The sequence below is a fragment of the Adlercreutzia faecimuris genome, assembly GCF_022669055.1.
GTDB classification, from domain to species: Bacteria; Actinomycetota; Coriobacteriia; order Coriobacteriales; family Eggerthellaceae; genus Enterorhabdus; species Enterorhabdus faecimuris.
The window spans coordinates 179,318-195,560 of sequence record NZ_JAJMLW010000004.1 but is presented as its reverse complement, the minus strand read 5'-3'; the positions used below and the strand labels follow the sequence as shown (position 1 = coordinate 195,560).

Annotated in this window: 15 protein-coding genes and 1 tRNA gene; 1 reads left to right on the top strand and 15 read right to left on the bottom strand. The window is 69.2% G+C overall.

What is annotated here, in order from left to right:
* Window positions 1-190: 190 nt before the first annotated feature.
* From lysS to LPT13_RS10985, 15 genes are all read right to left on the bottom strand, one after another.
* A complete protein-coding gene (gene lysS / locus LPT13_RS11055) occupies window positions 191-2,146 on the bottom strand; it encodes a lysine--tRNA ligase (RefSeq protein ID WP_242166446.1) in 1,956 nt (651 codons plus the stop codon).
* Between the two features lie 43 nt (window positions 2,147-2,189).
* Window positions 2,190-2,660: a transcription elongation factor GreA gene (greA, locus tag LPT13_RS11050; protein WP_242166445.1), complete on the bottom strand. Its 471-nt coding sequence runs from the start codon at window positions 2,658-2,660 to the stop codon at window positions 2,190-2,192.
* Window positions 2,661-2,831: 171 nt separating this feature from the next.
* The gene (tatA, locus tag LPT13_RS11045; RefSeq protein ID WP_242166444.1) at window positions 2,832-3,089 is read right to left on the bottom strand and encodes a twin-arginine translocase TatA/TatE family subunit; all 258 of its coding nucleotides are present in this window, start codon (window positions 3,087-3,089) and stop codon (window positions 2,832-2,834) included.
* A 183-nt stretch (window positions 3,090-3,272) separates the two neighbouring features.
* Window positions 3,273-5,015, bottom strand: coding sequence for a response regulator transcription factor (locus tag LPT13_RS11040; RefSeq protein ID WP_242166443.1), 1,743 nt, complete (start codon window positions 5,013-5,015; stop codon window positions 3,273-3,275).
* Window positions 5,016-5,100: 85 nt separating this feature from the next.
* Window positions 5,101-6,072 carry a 4Fe-4S binding protein gene (locus LPT13_RS11035; RefSeq protein ID WP_242166442.1) on the bottom strand — a complete coding sequence of 324 codons (972 nt, stop codon included), beginning with the start codon at window positions 6,070-6,072 and terminating at the stop codon, window positions 5,101-5,103.
* Window positions 6,069-6,674 (bottom strand): 4Fe-4S dicluster domain-containing protein, encoded by a 606-nt coding sequence (locus LPT13_RS11030; protein ID WP_242166440.1) that lies wholly within the window; start codon window positions 6,672-6,674, stop codon window positions 6,069-6,071. The genes LPT13_RS11035 and LPT13_RS11030 overlap by 4 nt, the downstream gene beginning before the upstream one ends.
* A 2-nt stretch (window positions 6,675-6,676) precedes the next feature.
* Window positions 6,677-7,426, bottom strand: coding sequence for a TorD/DmsD family molecular chaperone (locus LPT13_RS11025; RefSeq protein WP_242166438.1), 750 nt, complete (start codon window positions 7,424-7,426; stop codon window positions 6,677-6,679).
* Between the two features lie 32 nt (window positions 7,427-7,458).
* On the bottom strand, window positions 7,459-8,271 hold the full coding sequence (locus tag LPT13_RS11020) for a DmsC/YnfH family molybdoenzyme membrane anchor subunit (protein ID WP_242166436.1): 813 nt from the start codon (window positions 8,269-8,271) through the stop codon (window positions 7,459-7,461).
* 16 nt (window positions 8,272-8,287) lie between these two features.
* Complete coding sequence (locus tag LPT13_RS11015) at window positions 8,288-8,914, bottom strand: 4Fe-4S dicluster domain-containing protein (protein WP_242166434.1); 627 nt, start codon at window positions 8,912-8,914, stop codon at window positions 8,288-8,290.
* The gene (locus tag LPT13_RS11010) at window positions 8,904-11,597 is read right to left on the bottom strand and encodes a molybdopterin-containing oxidoreductase family protein (RefSeq protein ID WP_242166433.1); all 2,694 of its coding nucleotides are present in this window, start codon (window positions 11,595-11,597) and stop codon (window positions 8,904-8,906) included. The genes LPT13_RS11015 and LPT13_RS11010 overlap by 11 nt, the downstream gene beginning before the upstream one ends.
* 73 nt (window positions 11,598-11,670) lie before the next feature.
* On the bottom strand, window positions 11,671-12,549 hold the full coding sequence (locus LPT13_RS11005) for a hypothetical protein (RefSeq protein ID WP_242166432.1): 879 nt from the start codon (window positions 12,547-12,549) through the stop codon (window positions 11,671-11,673).
* A gap of 356 nt (window positions 12,550-12,905) precedes the next feature.
* The gene (locus LPT13_RS11000) at window positions 12,906-13,505 is read right to left on the bottom strand and encodes a TetR/AcrR family transcriptional regulator (RefSeq protein ID WP_242166431.1); all 600 of its coding nucleotides are present in this window, start codon (window positions 13,503-13,505) and stop codon (window positions 12,906-12,908) included.
* A 31-nt stretch (window positions 13,506-13,536) separates the two neighbouring features.
* Entirely contained in the window at window positions 13,537-14,097 is a 561-nt protein-coding gene (locus LPT13_RS10995; RefSeq protein WP_242166430.1) for a YdeI/OmpD-associated family protein, read from the bottom strand.
* 170 nt (window positions 14,098-14,267) lie between these two features.
* Window positions 14,268-14,531: a hypothetical protein gene (locus LPT13_RS10990; RefSeq protein WP_242166429.1), complete on the bottom strand. Its 264-nt coding sequence runs from the start codon at window positions 14,529-14,531 to the stop codon at window positions 14,268-14,270.
* 179 nt (window positions 14,532-14,710) lie between these two features.
* Window positions 14,711-14,787, bottom strand: a tRNA-Pro gene (locus tag LPT13_RS10985).
* Window positions 14,788-15,323: 536 nt separating this feature from the next.
* Here LPT13_RS10985 and LPT13_RS10980 point away from each other — a divergent pair.
* On the top strand, window positions 15,324-16,202 hold the full coding sequence (locus LPT13_RS10980) for a class I SAM-dependent methyltransferase (RefSeq protein WP_242166428.1): 879 nt from the start codon (window positions 15,324-15,326) through the stop codon (window positions 16,200-16,202).
* Window positions 16,203-16,243: the final 41 nt, after the last annotated feature.

Below are 16,243 nucleotides of genomic sequence, written 5' to 3'. Positions count from 1 at the left end.
ACAGGGCCGCCCTCGTTGTCATCCCCAACCGTGAGATGACAAGACGTCCCATATGCAAGAGGCCCCCGCCCGGCAGATGCCGACCCGCGCGCAAGAAGGCCCCCGCTTGGCAGATGCCAAGCGGGGGCCTTTGGGGTTGATCGCGAATGCCGGGCAGCCCCTGAGGCTGGCGGCGTTTGCCGGGCGGCGGCTAGTAGAGCTTGGCGCCGGCGGGGATGCGGGGGTCTACCATCAGCAGGTTCAGGCGCTCCTCGGGCTCGCCGTCCTCGCCGGGCTCCTCGTGGATGGCCGAGAGGAGCATGCCCTGCGACTCCACGCCCATCATCTTGCGCGGCGGCAGATTGGTGATGGCGATGAGCGTCTTGCCCACCAGCTCCTCGGGCTCGTAGTAGGCGTGGATGCCCGACAGGATAGTGCGCTCCTCCCCCGTGCCGTCGTCCAGCGTGAACTGGAGCAGCTTCTTGGACTTGGGCACCGCCTCGCAGGCGAGCACCTTCACGGCGCGGAAGTCGGACTTGCTGAAGGTGTCGAAGTCCACCTCGTCGGCGAACAGGGGCTCGATGACCACGTTCGAGAAGTCGACGGGCTCGGCCGGCACGGCATCGGCCGGCGCGACCTCGGCAGCTGGCGCGGCCCCGCGGCCGCCCGCAGGCGCCTCGTCCTTCATGTGGGGGAACAGCAGCACGTCGCGGATAGACGGCGCATCGGCCAGGAGCATGACCAGGCGGTCGATGCCCACGCCCACGCCGCCGGCCGGCGGCATGCCGTACTCGAGCGCGCGGATGTAGTCGGCGTCGTAGCCCATGGCCTCGTCGTCGCCCAGGTCCTTGGCCTCCACCTGGGCGCGGAAGCGCTCGGCCTGGTCGACCGGGTCGTTGAGCTCGGTGAAGGCGTTGGCGTACTCATGCCCCAGGATGAACAGCTCGAAGCGTTGGGTGAGCTCGGGGTTGTCGGGGTGCTTCTTCGCCAGCGGCGACACCTCCAGCGGGTGGTCGATGACGAAGGTGGGCTGGACGAGCTTGGCCTCGGCCACGGCCTCGAAGATCTCGGCGATGAGCTTGCCCTTGCCCCACGCGTCCTCCGCGTGACCGCCGTGCTTCTCGAGGATGGCCACCAGGTCCTCGCGGGTGCGGTCGAACGACACGTCCTCGCCGGCGCCCTCGCTGGCCAGCTCGATCATCGACGCGCGGCGCCACGTGCCGTCCAGGTCGATCTCGGTGCCCTGGTAGGTGATCTTGAGCGTGCCGCAGGCGGCCAGCGCGGCGGCCTTGATGTAGCCCTCGGTGAGGTCCATCATGCCGTCCAGATCGCTGAAGGCGGCGTAGGCCTCCATGGTGGTGAACTCGGGGTTGTGGTACGGGTCCATGCCCTCGTTGCGGAACTGGCGGCCGATCTCGAACACCTTGTCGAACCCGCCCACCAGCAGGCGCTTGAGCGGCAGCTCGGTGGCGATGCGCAGGTAGTAGTCACGGTCGAGCGCGTTGAAGTGCGTGATGAAGGGCTTGGCGTTCGCCCCGCCGATGATGGCGTGCAGGAACGGCGTCTCCACCTCGTAGAAGCCCTGGTCCTCCATGTAGCGGCGGATGGCCGACACGATCTTGAAGCGCTTCTCGAAGACGGCGCGCACCTCGGGGTTCATCGTCAGGTCGACGTAGCGCTGGCGGTAGCGCGTCTCCTTGTCCGTCAGGCCGTGGAACTTCTCGGGCAGAGGGCGCAGCGACTTGCTCAGCAGCTCGAAGGAGTCCACCCCTACCGACAGCTGGCCGCGCTTCGTGCGCATCATGGTGCCGTGGACGCCGATCCAGTCGCCCACGTCCAGGTCGCACAGCGCCGCGAAGGCATCCTCGCCCAGAGCGTTGACGCGGCAGAACAGCTGGATGTCCACGCCGGCCTCGCGCAGCTCGAGGAAGGCGATCTTGCCCTGGACGCGCTTGGCCATGACGCGGCCCGCGATGGTGACCTCGTCGTCCGTGGACGCACCGTCCTCCAGGTGCACCCAGCCCTCGTTCAGCTGGGCCACGGTGTGGCTGCGGTCGAAGGCGTGGCCGTAGGGATCCTGCCCCGCGGCGATGAGGGCCGCGCGCTTGGCGCGGCGCACCTCGATGGGGTCGTCCTCGACGATGGCTTCGGTGATTTCTTCGCTCATGACTGCTTTCCGTTCCCTCTGGCGGGCGCGCTCGCGCCCCGGCCTAGTGCTCGATCTTGAGGATCTCCATGGTGATGTCCTTGCCGGTGGGGCCGGTGGCCTCGATGGTGTCGCCCTTCTTGTGGCCGAGCAGCGCCGCGCCGACGGGGGACTCGTTGGAGATCTTGCCGGACGCCACGTCGCTCTCGGCGCCGCCGACGATGGCGAAGACGCGCTCGCGGCCGCCCATGTTCACGGTGACCGTGGAGCCGATGTTCACCTTGTTGGAGCGCTTCGGCGTGTTCACGACGGTGGCCTCGGACAGGATGCGGCTGATCTCGGCGATGCGCGCCTCCATCATGCCCTGCTCGTTCTTGGCGTCGTCGTACTCGGAGTTCTCGGAGATGTCGCCGAACTCGCGCGCCACCTTGATGCGCTCGCCGATCTCGGCGCGCTTCTCGTTCTCCAGGTAGTGCAGCTCCTCCTCGAGCTTCTCCTTGCCTTCCTGGGTGAGGATGTAGTTGCTGTCAGCCATGGTTTCCGTCCTTCGGGTTGAGCGCGCCTCCCCCGGCGCGCTGGGATACGATGAGCGCGAAGGTAACGGTTTCGCGCTTTGACACAAGATGAGCGCACCGCCTGGTAGACGGTGCGCTCGTGAAGCCGGGTGTCGGGCGGGCGGCCGCCAGGGCGCCGCGCCGGGGCGGGCCTAGTCGTCGGCCTTCTTGACGACGACCTTCTTCTTGACGGTCTTCTTGGGGGCCTCCTCGACCACTTCCTCGACGACGTCGTCCGCGTCGGCGGCCTCCTCGATCTCCTTCTCGCCGGAGCCGATGCCGTCGCGCAGGTTCTTCACCGTCTTGCCCAGCGCGCTGCCGAGCTTGGGAAGGTTCTTCGGGCCGAAGATGAGCAGGATCACCGCGAGGATGATAAGCAGCTCGGGAACGCCCATTCCCAGAAATTTCATAGGTTCCTCCAAGGGCTTGCGCCCGCCTCGGTGCCGGGGCGAGCCCTCGCCCCTTTTTTGCTGGGGGAAGGGTACCACAACCGCCTGCAAATGGAACGCCTCCGACGAAAACAACACCGGCGCGCACGCGGCCGCCCGACAATCCGGCCGAAGCCTGCCGGCCGCGCCGGGCGGCGAGCGCGGCTAGCGGACGGGCTCGGCGTCCATCAGATCGAGGAGCTCCTGACGGGAATGGATGTCGGCCTTCACGTAGATATGGCGGATATGGGACTTGGCCGTGTTGAAGGAGATGGAGAGGTCCTGGGCGATGTAGTCGATGGAGCGCCCCCGTGCCAGCAGGTAGAGGACGTCACGCTCGCGCGGCGAGAGCGCATAGCGCGCCGCCAGCGCATCGCAGCGAGCGGCATGCAGCTGCCAGGCGATCTCCGCCGACCCGGGGGCCGACCCGGGAACCTCCTGCTCGGGCGCGCCGTCCGAAGCCCAGTCAGCGGGCGCGGCAGCCTCGCAGGGAGCCTCCCGATCACAGCCGGCGTCAGCGGCCCGCTCGCCCTCGGACGCGTCTCCTCCCGCACAGCGCGCGTCATCCCGCGCACCCGCCGCGGCATCTGCGCGCACGGGGCCGTGCTCATCGGGCGTCCGCAGCGCCTCGCCGATAACGCGATCGTTCAGCACGAGCATCGAAACCACCAGCAGGGCGAACACCATGGACACCGACACCACGTTGAGGGAAAAGGAGCTCTCGGCCGGCAGCTCGAGCAGGCGCGAGCCGAGGAACCACCCCACCGTGGTGCCCAGCGCCGAAGCGCCGCGGCCCAGGCCGAACACCCGCAGCGCAGGCAAGGTCGAGCGGTAGGCCACGTAGGCCAGAAGACACCAGATGACCAGCACGAAGCAGTTGTAGGCGATGCCTACGAAGTAGTTGTTGAAGGCGCTGCCGTGGTCGAGGAGCGGAGTGACCAGGATGCCCGCCGCCAGCAGGATGATGGCCGGGTAGTACAGGCAGCTGATGTCGAAGGAGCGCCCCAGGAGTCCGACGATCAGAAACACCGCGCCAGCGAAAACCGCGCTGCCGAAGACGATGAGCACGCCCTGGTCGTCCAAGGTGGACGCCGGGTCGTTCAGAATGGAGAAGCCGCGGGCCACCCCCACCACCAACGAGAAGATGACAACCGCCGCCACAAGCCTCCCGAAGAACCGCCCGACGCCCGACTTGGGACGCGGCAAGACGGCGGGGCGCGGATCATCGCCCTCCACCAGCTCGGCGTCGGTCATGGTGGTGAGGGCGGCCGCTACGGGCAGGCACGCGGTGAAGGCCAGGCCCAAGGGCTCGGGAAGCCCCACCGCCAAGAAGTAGATCATGCAGGCGAACACGAACGAGGCGGTGCTGTACATGACCACCTCGCGCGGCGGCACCTTGGCGTACACCAGGCCGAACCGCAGCACGATGAACGACGTCCCCACGCCCGTCAGGGCACCCGCCGCGCTTAGGGCGAGGTTGTCCTGGACGCCATGAACCGAGGAAACCCAGACCCCCACCGTGCCCAGCGAGGCCAGGAGCGCGAAGACCAGCATGACGCCCTTGCTCTCCACCAGGCGTCGCACGCTCCTCACAGCGCAGGAAAGCCCCAGCAGCATGGCCGCCAGAGCGAGGGTCGACGCGAGGTAGGTGGCAAACACCGTGTCGGCCACCTGGGCCTCAGGCGCATCGCCTACCATGAGGACGCTTGAGTTATACGATATCCAGATCCAGGCGTAGTAGATGCCGAACCCCACCAGCTTGAGGGAAGGCCACTGACGGCCAATGTCCATGCCCAGGCGCGTGGGCGAGAACATACCGCCGGCCGTCACATCGTCGGCAGGCCGTTCCCCCTCGTCCTTCGGCACGCCGGTGGCGGCACGGTAGATCCGATTGGCTATCTGGGGCATGGCAGCGGTCCTCACTTGCTCGGTCGTCGCCTCGGTCGCCCCCCATTGTACTTGGTTCATGTCCCCTCGTCCCCTCCAGGTGAGGCTATCTTTCCCCTGCCTCCGCCAAGATCTCCTCCCCTTCGCCATCCCCTCGCGCGGAACGTCGGGGAAGAAAGGGGAACGATATGGCATGTACCGGGCACGCCTGGCCGCACTCGCCGCACTTTGTGCACTCGCCCATCGGAGCCGAGGCGGCGGGGTGGTGCAAGTCGATGCCCTCGGGGCACGCCTCGGCGCATCGGCCGCAGCCATCGGATCCGTCGCAAGCCACGCAGGCCGAGGCATCCACGGTGGGGCGCAGCGTGCGGTTGAGCCGCGCCATGAGCGCCAGCAGCGCGCCCAGCGGGCAGAAGCGGTGGCACCACTTCCGCAGCAGAACCAGCTCGACCACCAGGATGAGCGGGAACACCACCAGGGAGAGCGTCGTCTCGCTGAACTGGAGCAGCCGCCACAGCCCGATGAAGGTGGCCACCGTGAGGCCCACGGGGCACACCAGGCAGAACACGGGAAATCCGAAAGCCGCCGTGGTGAGCACCGTAGCGCCAAGCACCCAGTTGCGCGGGTCGGCGGCGCTGCCCCGCTCGCTCGGAGCGACGTCCAGGACGCGCGCGGGAAGCGCCGGTCGCGAGTCGGCGGAGGCCGCTGGCCCGGATGCCGCATCCTCGGCAGGCTTGCCGGCGGCAGGGCGCGCATGGCCCGTGGCGCTCGCCGATCCCCGGCTCCGCCGTCCGAAGACGCGCCTGAGCAGCGGCACGGGACACCCCCAGGCACAGAACGCGCGGCCGAAGACGGCCACCAGCGCCACCACGATCGCCAGCCCTATCAGAAGCGGCGGCACCACCGTCTTGGAGGCGATGGCCGCCTCCACCGCGCCCAGCGGGCAGATGGCCGCGATGTCCGGCAGCCCCCAGGCAGAGGGCGTGCCCGTGCCCGTATGCAGGGCCAGGCCCACGCCCACCAGGCCCAGGACCCCGCAGGCCGCCAACGTGCGGGCCGTCGCCATCCTCATCTTCATAGGGTGCTCCCCTCTGTCTCGACTGCGGCGACGGGTTCCACCATGATGCCGCGACGCGTCCCCCCGGCGAAGGCGCCGTACACCAGGGCGGTGCACTCCAGCTCGCAGCGGCCGCAGCCGTTGCAGGCTGCCGCATCGACCACCGGGTGGCCCCCCTCGTTGAAGGAGAGCGCGCCGAAGCCGCAGGAATCCCGGCAGTCCGTGCAGGTCTGAAGGTAGGACAGGCAGCGGTCGGGCTGCACCACAGCCACGCCCAGCTTGTCGCGCGACGGGTCGAAGGGCCCCAGCGCGCCGGTCGGGCATGCCTGCTGGCACTTGCCGCAGAAGTCGCACCAACCGCGATGGAAGTTCAGGACGGGCGTCCGTGCGCGCAGCAGCCCGTCCTCCACCTGCGCCACGCTCACCACGCCGGTGGGGCAGACGCTGCGGCAGCGGTCGCACTTGAGGCACGCGCCGATGAGCGCGGCCTCGTCCTGGCCGCCCGGTGGACGCAGCACGTCTGCCGGGCCGGCGAAGGCCAGCCCCGCACCGCCGACGCACGCGCCGACGGCCGTGGCCGCGGCCAGGCCGATGAACGACCGGCGGGTGAGTCCGGCACTCACGGCTAGGCCCCGGCCTCGCGGGCGGCCTCGCGCCAGGGGGGCAACACCTCGGGCGCAGGCCCCCCAAGGCCCAGCGCTGCGGCCTGCTCGTCGAGGAAGGCGCGCTCCGATGCCAGGTAGCCGCGCGTGAGCAGGGCCACTCCCCGGTAGAAGTCGGTCTGGGCGTGCTCCTCCACCGCATCGCACAGCGCCGGCAGCCAGTTGGCCTGGTGGTAGTCGTAGAAGCCGCGCTGAAGGTCGGCCAGCTCGGCGGCGCGGGCCACATCGCCGGCCGAGAGCGCCTCGCCCAGGCGGTCGGCCAGCAGGGCGACGAACTGGAGCTCGAAGCCCAGGTGATCCTCCGGCGTCGTATTGTCGGCCGGCAGCTCGAGCCCCTCGGCGCGATAGTAGGCCAGCGCGCCGTCGCGGGCATCCTGCATGAGGATGCGCTCCTCGCTCGTGAACACCGACTCGTAGGGCGGCGCCATGATCTTGTCGTACGTGCCCGCGCCCAGGAAGACATGGGCGTAGTCGACGGCCAGGGCCTGCGCCGTCGCGCGATCGCGATGGCGCAGGTACTCGCGGATGGCCGCGTAGCCGCGGGCCAGGTCCGATCCGTCGTCCTCGAACTCGAGACCGGCCAGGGCCTCCACCTGCTCGGGCGTGGGCTCGTAGAGGTAGAGGCTGGCCAGGAACCGGGCAAACCCGGCGCGGGAGGCGCTCGCCTCGCGCAGGTCGTCGGCCAGGGCCGCGTCGATAGGTGCGTCTTGCATGAGGGTGCTCCTCCCCGTCATCCGCCAGGTTGCTAGATGGTTGCGCCGAACAGGTTCATGAGGGTCACGCTCGCCAGCCACATGAGCACGCGGAAGGCGACCGACCCGATGAGGGAGCCCACCACGGCCACCACGGCCAGCTGAAGCGCGCTCTCGGACTTCTTCATGCCCATGAGGCCGCAGCCCGCGGGCACCACGCCGCCGCACAGCACCACGCCCACCCAGAAGGTGAGGGCGTCAGCGCCCATGGCCGCACCCGAGGCGAAGCCGAAGGCCAGGGCCAGCACCAGCGCGGCCACGCCGCCGACCAGGGTCTCCTGGGCGGCGAAGGCCAGGGCCGGGCCGTCCTCCTTGAGCGCGGCGCACAGCAGGTACCACAGCGCCGTGCCGGTGGCGGCGGCGGTGCCCAGGTAGCCCAGGGGCAGGGCGACGGTGTTCCATGCCAGCTGGGACGCCATCATGTAGGACGACCCGCACGAGAAGCTGAACACCGCGGCCATGACCACCGCGATGGCGCCGAGGGCCTTGCGGGCCGCCTCGGAGCCCTCGCGCTTGACCAGCGCCAGGAACACCACGCCGACGATCACGTCGATGCCCAGCAGCAGCGCCTCCAGGAAGATGCCGGGGGCCGGGTGCGCCAGGACCGCCATGATGCGGTCGACGTGGGTCAGGTGCGTGGCCGAGGCCAGGCCGCCGACCACGATGAGCACGAGGGCGGCCACGACAGCCGGCGCCGTCGCCTTCCGCGTCAGCCCGCGGAAGGCGTCAAGGCCGGCGCAGGCAAGCAGCCACGCGCCCGCGCCCGACAGGCAGGTGAAAAGGACAAGGGACCATTGGATCTCCACGTCGGTCTCCTCTCTTCTAATCCTCGACCGGGTAGGCCGCCGTCTGGTGGCCGCCGCGCGGCTCGACGCGGTCGTACCACGTGCCGATCATATCGGTCATGATGTAGCGGGTGGCGGGCTTGTTCCCCGCATCGCGCAGGACGTGGATGTCCTTCTCGTCGTACTTCGCCAGCTCCTTGGACACAGCCGACTCGGGGTCGTCCAAATCGCCGTAGAAGCGGGCGCCGGCCGCGCAGCTCTTCACGCAGGCGGGCTGCTTGCCCTGGGAGGTGAGCTGGCCGCAGAGGGTGCACTTCTCGACGCAGCCCTCGTCGGCGTTCCACGAGCGCACGCCGTAGGGGCACGCCATCATGCAGTACTTGCAGCCGATGCACTGCTCTTTGTTCACCAGCACCACGTTGTCCTTGTCGCGATAGCTCGCACCGGTGGGGCACACCGACACGCACGGGGCATCCTCGCACTGCTGGCACATGGTCGGCAGGGCGTAGCGGGTCATGTCGGGGTACTCCCCCACCGGGCCCACGGTGAACACCTTCGACCAGCGCTGGCCCAGGGCCACGTCGTTTTCCATCTTGCAGGCGACCTCGCAGCCGAAGCATCCGGTGCAGCGGTCGAGGTTCACCACAATGCAGTTACGCGCCATAGTCATACACATCCTCGGTCGGATCGCTGGGAGCGGGCATCCAAGCGTTGAACTGCTCGGGCTCGATCCACACGCTCTTGAGAATCTCATCGTCGCTGGGGCTCACCTTCACCTGGAAGCCGCGCAGTGTGTAGGTGCCGTACTCCGGGTTGTAGGGAGCGTCGTTCTTGGTGAGCACGTTGACGTTCATCACCTTGTAGGCCTGGGCCGGGTCGTCGGAGTCCAGCAGCTCGGGAGCCCAGAAGCGCTCCTGGTAGACGACGCCCTTGGCGATGCCCGTGGTCACACGCGCCTTGCCGTGGGTCTTGCCGCGGCGGCTCTCGATGTTGACCCACTCGCCGTCGGTGATGCCGTACTTCTCGGCGTCCTCGGGGTGGATCCACATCTCGGGCACGGGGTAGATCTCGCGCAGGTAGGGGATGTTGCGCAGCGTGCCGTGGTGGTACATGGGCAGGCGGCCCTCCGTCAGCACCAGCGGGTACTCAGTGTCGGTCAGGGGCGACTCGGCGGGCTCCATGTAGTAGGCCAGGGGCTCGTAGTCCTCGGACGCCGGGGGCAGCACGAGCGGCTTCTCCTCCGCGCACTGGGCCCAGGGGGCGCCGGTGCGGCCCAGGATGATGTTGGACTCGCAGTACACCTCGAGCTTCTTGGACGGGGTGCCGAAGCCCTTGGGCAGGCCGGTGGCGGGATCGGGCTTGAGGTAGACGCCGTAGGTGCGGTACTCGTCCTCCTCGGCCCACTTGATGACGCCCTGCTCGCAGGCCTCTTCCCAGGTCATGTCCAGCTTGTTGAGATGCTGGAGCTGCTTCTCGTACTCGTTCTTGTAGAACGGGGTGGTCATGCAGGCGTCGGCGTCGAAGGCCTTGGCAGCGTGCTCGTTGCCCAGCTCGGCGCACTTCTGGACGATGTTCGTCCAGATGATGCCCTCCTCCACCGTCTCGAACAGATGGGTGACCGCCTGGCGCATGACGATGGTGTTGAGCTGCGGGATGGGCAGGTTGGTCTCAAGCCACTCGGTGGTGGGCAGGATGAGGTCGGCGCACAGGACCGAGAAGGCGGTCGGGTACATGAAGGCGTGCACGATGTAGTCGACGTTCGGCGTGATCTCATCGAGGCACGACGAGTTGCCCAGCACCACGTGCTTGTTGCCCGAGCGCTCGATCCACATGTGGATCTGATAGGGGTCGCCGTCGCGCATCATGTCGAAGATGCCGGGGATGAACGCCATGTCCCAGCAGATGAGGCCCTTGTGCTCCAGGTAGCCGGCACGCTTCATGACCTTGTCCTTAGAGAGCAGGCGCGGGGTGTTGCCCAGCTGGTCCTTGCAGGGAGCGGGCGCGAAGCTCTGCAGCATGGTGCCCGGCTTCTCCACGTTGCCCATGAGAAACTCGAGGTTGAGGGCGCCCAGGGCGCTCTGCTGCGACTGGGCGTACTGGTCGATGGCGACGCCCTGCATGATGCCGGACTGACCCTCGGGGTCGGTGTAGATCTCAAGCGCACGCTCGATCTGGTCGGCGTCGAGCCAGCAGACCTCCGCGCCCTTCTCGAGCGTCCACTCCTCGACGGACTGCTTGAGCAGCTCGCCGCCGGTGGGGCACTGCATGCCATTGACCTCGTAGGTGCCGAACAGCGGGGCGGCCACACCCTCGTTCATCGGGTACTGGACGACTACCGGCGCGTTCGCGGCCGGATCCCAGATTACGTAGTCGGCGTCGGTGCCCTCCAGGCCCGCCTCGGTCGCCTTGAGGGTAAGGCGCGTCTCGGGGTTGATGAGGTAGGGCATGTTCGTCCAAGAGCGGCAGAACTCCTCGTCGTACTTCTCGTTGTCGAGAATCCACTTGGTCCAGGTGAGCAGCAGGGCCACGTCGGTGCCGGGGCGGATGGGCAGCCACACGTCGGCCTTGGCGGCATCGAGGGTGTAGCGCGGGTCGATGACGACCGTCTTGAGACCCTGCGGCCGGGCGCGCAGCTCGGCCAGGGCGCGACCGCCCGTGGCCACCGAGGAGTTGGAGGGGTCGGTGCCCCACAGCACGAGCGAGGTCACCGGGCTGTCGGTGTAGTAGTAGTCCCAGCCGTTGGAATCGGAGAAGGACAGGTTGTTGGGCTTGCCGCGGCCGTAGGCCAGAAGCGCCGCGCCCATGCGGGGCAGGTAGCACTGGGCGCAGCCGGGCTCCCACACGTTGGGGGTGTTGATGGCCTCGCCAAAGCGCTTGATGTTGGAGAAGTGCGGGTTTCCGCCGCCGCCCGTGGACACCGAGATGGACTCCGAGCCGTACTTGTCGGACATCTCGTTGATCTTGGTGGCCACCTCGGTGATGGCGTCCTCCCAGCTGATGCGCTCCCACTGGTTGCCGCCGCGCTCGCCCACGCGGCGCATGGGGTACTTGTTGCGGTTGGGGTGGTAGAGCGCCTGGATGCCGGCCAGGCCCTTGGCGCACACGCCGCCTTGGGACATGGGGCTTTCCGGGTTGCCCTCGATCTTGATGACGCGGCCGTCACGCACATGGGCGAGCACCGCGCAATTGGCGATGCAGGCGCGGCACGAGGTCTTGTAGACCTTCTCCTCCCCTGCGGTCGCCGCATGGGCGGGATCCGCCTCGACGAGGCTGCCGGCTGCGCTGATTCCGAGCGCGGCCACGGCCCCCATGGCTGCCGTGGACTTTAGGAATCCCCGGCGTGTCATGCTGGAATGGCTCATTGAGCTCCCTCCTCTTGACTCTCTTCCTGCTTCGTATTCCATTGGGCGGAGGCGGGCGCTAGCCGACCAGGGCGCGCATGCGCAACCCCGACTCGGTAACGTGCCAGCAGCCGTCCCAAGAGATACCGTCGACGGTCTCGAGCTTCGAGATGAAGTAGTTGGGGTAGATCTGCTTCGGGGAGAAGAGGGCCGGGTGCCCGGCCAGGACCTCCTCGATATCGGCGCGCGAGGCGCCTGCGGAACGCGCGCACAGGTCGAGCACGCGCGCATAGGCATCGGCGTAGCCCGCCGGCTCCTGCTCGATGAGGGCCGCGAAGCGACGAGTAGGCTCGAAGGCGCCGAGCACCGCGCGCCCCGCCTCGGTAACGACGAGCAGGTGGTCAACCGGCTGGTCGGGGAGGGAGTCCGTGACGGGGGCGGTGCTGGCAGCGGCCGGGAAGGCCGGGGGATTGGCAGCGTCCGCAGATGCGGGGGCATCTGCGGGGACGAGGACGGCAGCGGCCGGGGCCTTGGCGGACTTGGTGGCCTTGGTGGCCGCAGCGGAGGCGACCGGGGCCTCGGCAGCGGGAACGGCGACTGCCGGCACACCGGTCTCGGACGCGGCCGCGGGGGCCGGCTCCTCGACGGGGATGGCAGCCACGCCGCCCGCCCGCACGAGCAGGTCGAACAGCACGTAGGCGTTCTGGGTGGTGAGCGCCATCACCGGCAGCGCGTCGACGGCGTCGGCGGCCGCGCGGTAGGGCACGGGCTCGGGCACCGCGCGCAGGCAGGCAAGAAGCGGCAGGGTGTTGGCGTGGTTGGCGGTGACGCAGGCGGTCACCTTCTCGACGGCCTCCTCCAGCGAGGCGGGCGCCGGATCCTCGGTTGCGGCGGCGAGCGCGCAAGCCACGCGATCGTCTGCCTCGGCGAGCACGGCGTCCAGATTTGAGTTCCCCATGAGTCCCCCTCGTGGTCGTTCCTACGCGAACGACTCTACCGAGAAGGGGATGGGCGTCGAAACGTCCGTAATGGGCGAAAGTTAGAGTGATTTCAGGTTTCCAGAAGATGGATCTCCTCGCCAACTATGGGTGATGTCCCTGCGTTTTACCAGATCAGAGGCCCTCTACGAAACCTTTCTCCTTGGCTATATTCTCATGGGGAAACAAATAAGCCAAGCCGCCAACCCGCGGGGCGCCGGGCGGCACATGTGGCTCGCGGGCGTCGGGGGGGCGGCCCACGGGCGGCAGACGGAGCGCCGAGGGGCTCAGGCGCGACCGGAAGGCGAGGACGCCGGACGCGACCGGCGGCTAGCGGCTAGCGGGCGTCGCCGAGGATGAGGGCAACCGCCAGGCGAATGGTCTGGCGGTCGTAGGGGACACCCATGTAGCAGGAGTTCAGGACGGCGCCCTCGGTGAAGGCGAAGAGGATCTTCGCGCGCTCGACGTCCATGAGGGGCGCGCACCGCCCGAGGAACGCGTCGAAGCCCGCGCGCGTGATGTCCCGCACCTCCGGATCCTCGACGGCGGCCGCACACAGCGCCGCGTCGGCGCCCACGCGCACGGGATCCGAGAGGTACTCGCTGATGGCATCGGCCAAGGCCTCGCTCCCGCGGGCATCGCGGGAGCCCTCCGCCACGACCTCGAACACCTCGTCGTACTCGCGCTCGATCCGCCGCGAGAGCTCGGCGAGCCCCGCCCGGCGCAGCTCGTCGATGCTCTTGAAGTACTGGGTGGTGGATCCGAGCGGCACCCCGGCGCGCTCCGCCACCCGGCGGTTGGTCACGCGCGCCGTCCCCTCGCGGGATATGAGGTCCGCCGCCGCGTCGATGATCTCCTGCCGCCGGGCCGCCGGGTTGCGCGGCGCCCGCTTACGCGGCGTCTTCCCGCCGGCCGCCCGCCGGAGGGCGTCCCGCAAGGCGCGGCCCCTCACCGACGAGGGGTCGCGTCTACATCGGCTTGAGGTTCTGGTCGAGGCGCTCGGTCATCCACGCCAGCCGCCGCGCCCGGCCGGCGTCGGTCTTGGCGTCGAAGTAGGCGCGGGCGTAGGTCTTGCGCGCCGAGGGCGCCATGGCGCGGAAGTTGGCGCAGGCGGGCTCGTGGCCCTCCAGCAGGGCGGCCACGGCCTCCACCTGGTCGTCGGTGATGGCGGCGGGCCGCGGGGCATCCCACTGGCCGTTGCGGTGGGCCTCGTCCACCTTGGCGCGCCCGGCGTCGGTCATGAGGCCGCGCGCCTCCAGGTCGGCGACGAGGGCCTTGTTCTTGTCCGACCACTTGCTGCCCGGGCGGCGCGGGGCGAAGTACTTCCGGTAGGAGTCCTCGTCGATCTTGCGCATCTGGCCGTCGATCCAACCGAAGCAGAGCGCCTCTTCCAGCGCCTCGGCGGCCTTCAGGGTAGCCGGCCCGCCCGCCTTCCCGAACCGCAGCCACACGCCCCCGCTCGACGTGCCGTTCTCCGCAAGCCACTCGCGGAACGCGGCCCGCGTCTCAAAGGTCAGCAGATCATCCATGGGCCCTCCCCCCTCGTCATCCGACGCCCATCATACCGCACGGCAAGACGGACGCCGCGACGAGGCGGAGGGGCGGGGCGCAGGGGCAGGCGCAGGGCGAGAAAGCGGGCGCCGCGGCGCGCCTGGCCGATGCACCGACTCCTGCGCACCGCGTTGCGCCCCAGCCCGCGCTACTGGTTCTGGGGGTCGAGGACGGCGTTGGCCTCCTCGGTGAGCGCGGCGTCGCGCACATCGGCCTGGCGGCGCTCGGCCTTCTCCTCGTGGCCGAGGCGCGCATCGCGCACCTCCTTGGCCTCCTTCATCTGGTGATAGCCCTCATCGGCGTGGGCGTAGCGCTCATCACGCTGGATGTCGTCGCGATGCTCGCGCTTCTCTTCGGCATGCGCGCGGTCGAGCTGCTCGTCCTGGCGGCTCAGGGGGATGTCCATGGTCATGGCAGGCGCCTTTCCTCGAATGCGGTCGCGCGGCGCCCGAATCGCGGCGCCGCTCTCCCCCACTCTAGCGCCGCGCTCCCCCGCAGCCGGGCCATCGCCCCACCCGTCAGCAAACCGCAACAGGCTCGAAAGACGTGGGGAAATGAGAGGAGCCGCCCGGGGGCGGCTCCTTGAGTTAGTGGTCGGGATGACAGGATTTGAACCTGCGGCCTCTGCGTCCCGAACGCAGCGCTCTACCAAGCTGAGCCACATCCCGAAAAACGCCGTCGCATCGACAGCGGACGCTATGATACCACACCCGCCCGAATTGGCAACGACGAACTTGCCGGCGGCACGCGAGCAGCCCGGTGGCGCGCGCCGTGGACAAAAAACGGCGATCTCGCAGCGAAATCGCGCCGTTTGGCGGCGGACGCCTCGATTATTCAACTGAAGAATAATTCTCACCAGGAGATTCCCGAAGCATGCGCGCGCTCCTTCTTCCAAAGGGACGCGCAAGGCTGCGAGATCGCCGTTTTTTGTCCACGCCCATGCGACATCTCGCCTTTTTGTCCAAGATTCTGGACAAAAAGGCGAGATGTCGCGTATCCACCGCCCCGCCGGGCCGCGACCAGGGCAGCCTGGCACGCGAACCGGGCCGTAGCCGGAACCACCCGTCACGCGAACCTGGCCGCATCCGCTCCTCTGGCGCAATTCGGGTTATACTGAACCGAGAATATACCCCTCCCCCGCCGCCGGATCGCGGAAGGCCGCGCGCCGGGCGGCGGGACGACGCCCTCGCCCGAAGGAGGCCCCATGACCGCCGACGCCTTCTCCTCCTCCTGGAACGACGCCTGGAAGGAGCGCCAGCGCACCCGGCGCGCGCCCGACGACGCGGCGTTCTGGGACGAGCGCTCCAAGACCTTCGCGACCAAGGACGCCCCGAGCCCCTACGTGACGCGCTTCCTGGAGCTGGCGGCCGTGCGCCCCGGCGAGTCCGTCCTCGACATGGGCTGCGGCACGGGCGCGCTCGCGCTGCCCCTGGCCTCCGCCGGGCACCCGGTGCTCGCGGCCGACTTCTCGGCCGGCATGCTCGACGTCATGGAAGGCCTCGCCGCCGAGCAGGGCATCGCCGGCATCGAGGCCGTGCAGATGAGCTGGGAGGACGACTGGGCCGCCCACGGCGTGGCGCCGGGCAGCCGCGACGTGTGCGTGGCGTCGCGCTCCATCGCCACGAGCGACCTGGAGGACTCGCTGCTCAAGCTCACCGCCGTGGCGCGCCGGCGCGTCTGCGTGACGCTCACCGCCGACGACTCGCCACGGGTGGACGGCCGGGCGCTGCGGGCCGCGGGCCTGCCCCGCCAGGCGGGCGAGGACTTCCAGTTCGCCTTCAACATCCTCGTCTACCACGGGCTGCGCCCCGAGGTGGCCTACATCGCCAGCGAGCGCGACGTCACCTACGCCACGCCGGAGGCGGCCCGCGACGACTACGCCGCCATGGTGCGCCACGCCGCCGGCCCCGTCGCGCCGGCCCGACTCGAGGCCGCCATCGCGCGCATGGACGCGTGGCTCGACGACCAGCTCGTCCCCAACGAGCGCGCCGGGCTGCCCGACAAGAAGGGCGTGCCCGAGGGCGCCTGGCACCTGCGCGACCCCCGCGTCACCACCTGGGCGTTCCTCGCCTGGGAGGCCTAGGGGCATCCGGCTGCGCACGAAAAGGGCCCGCCGTCGACGGC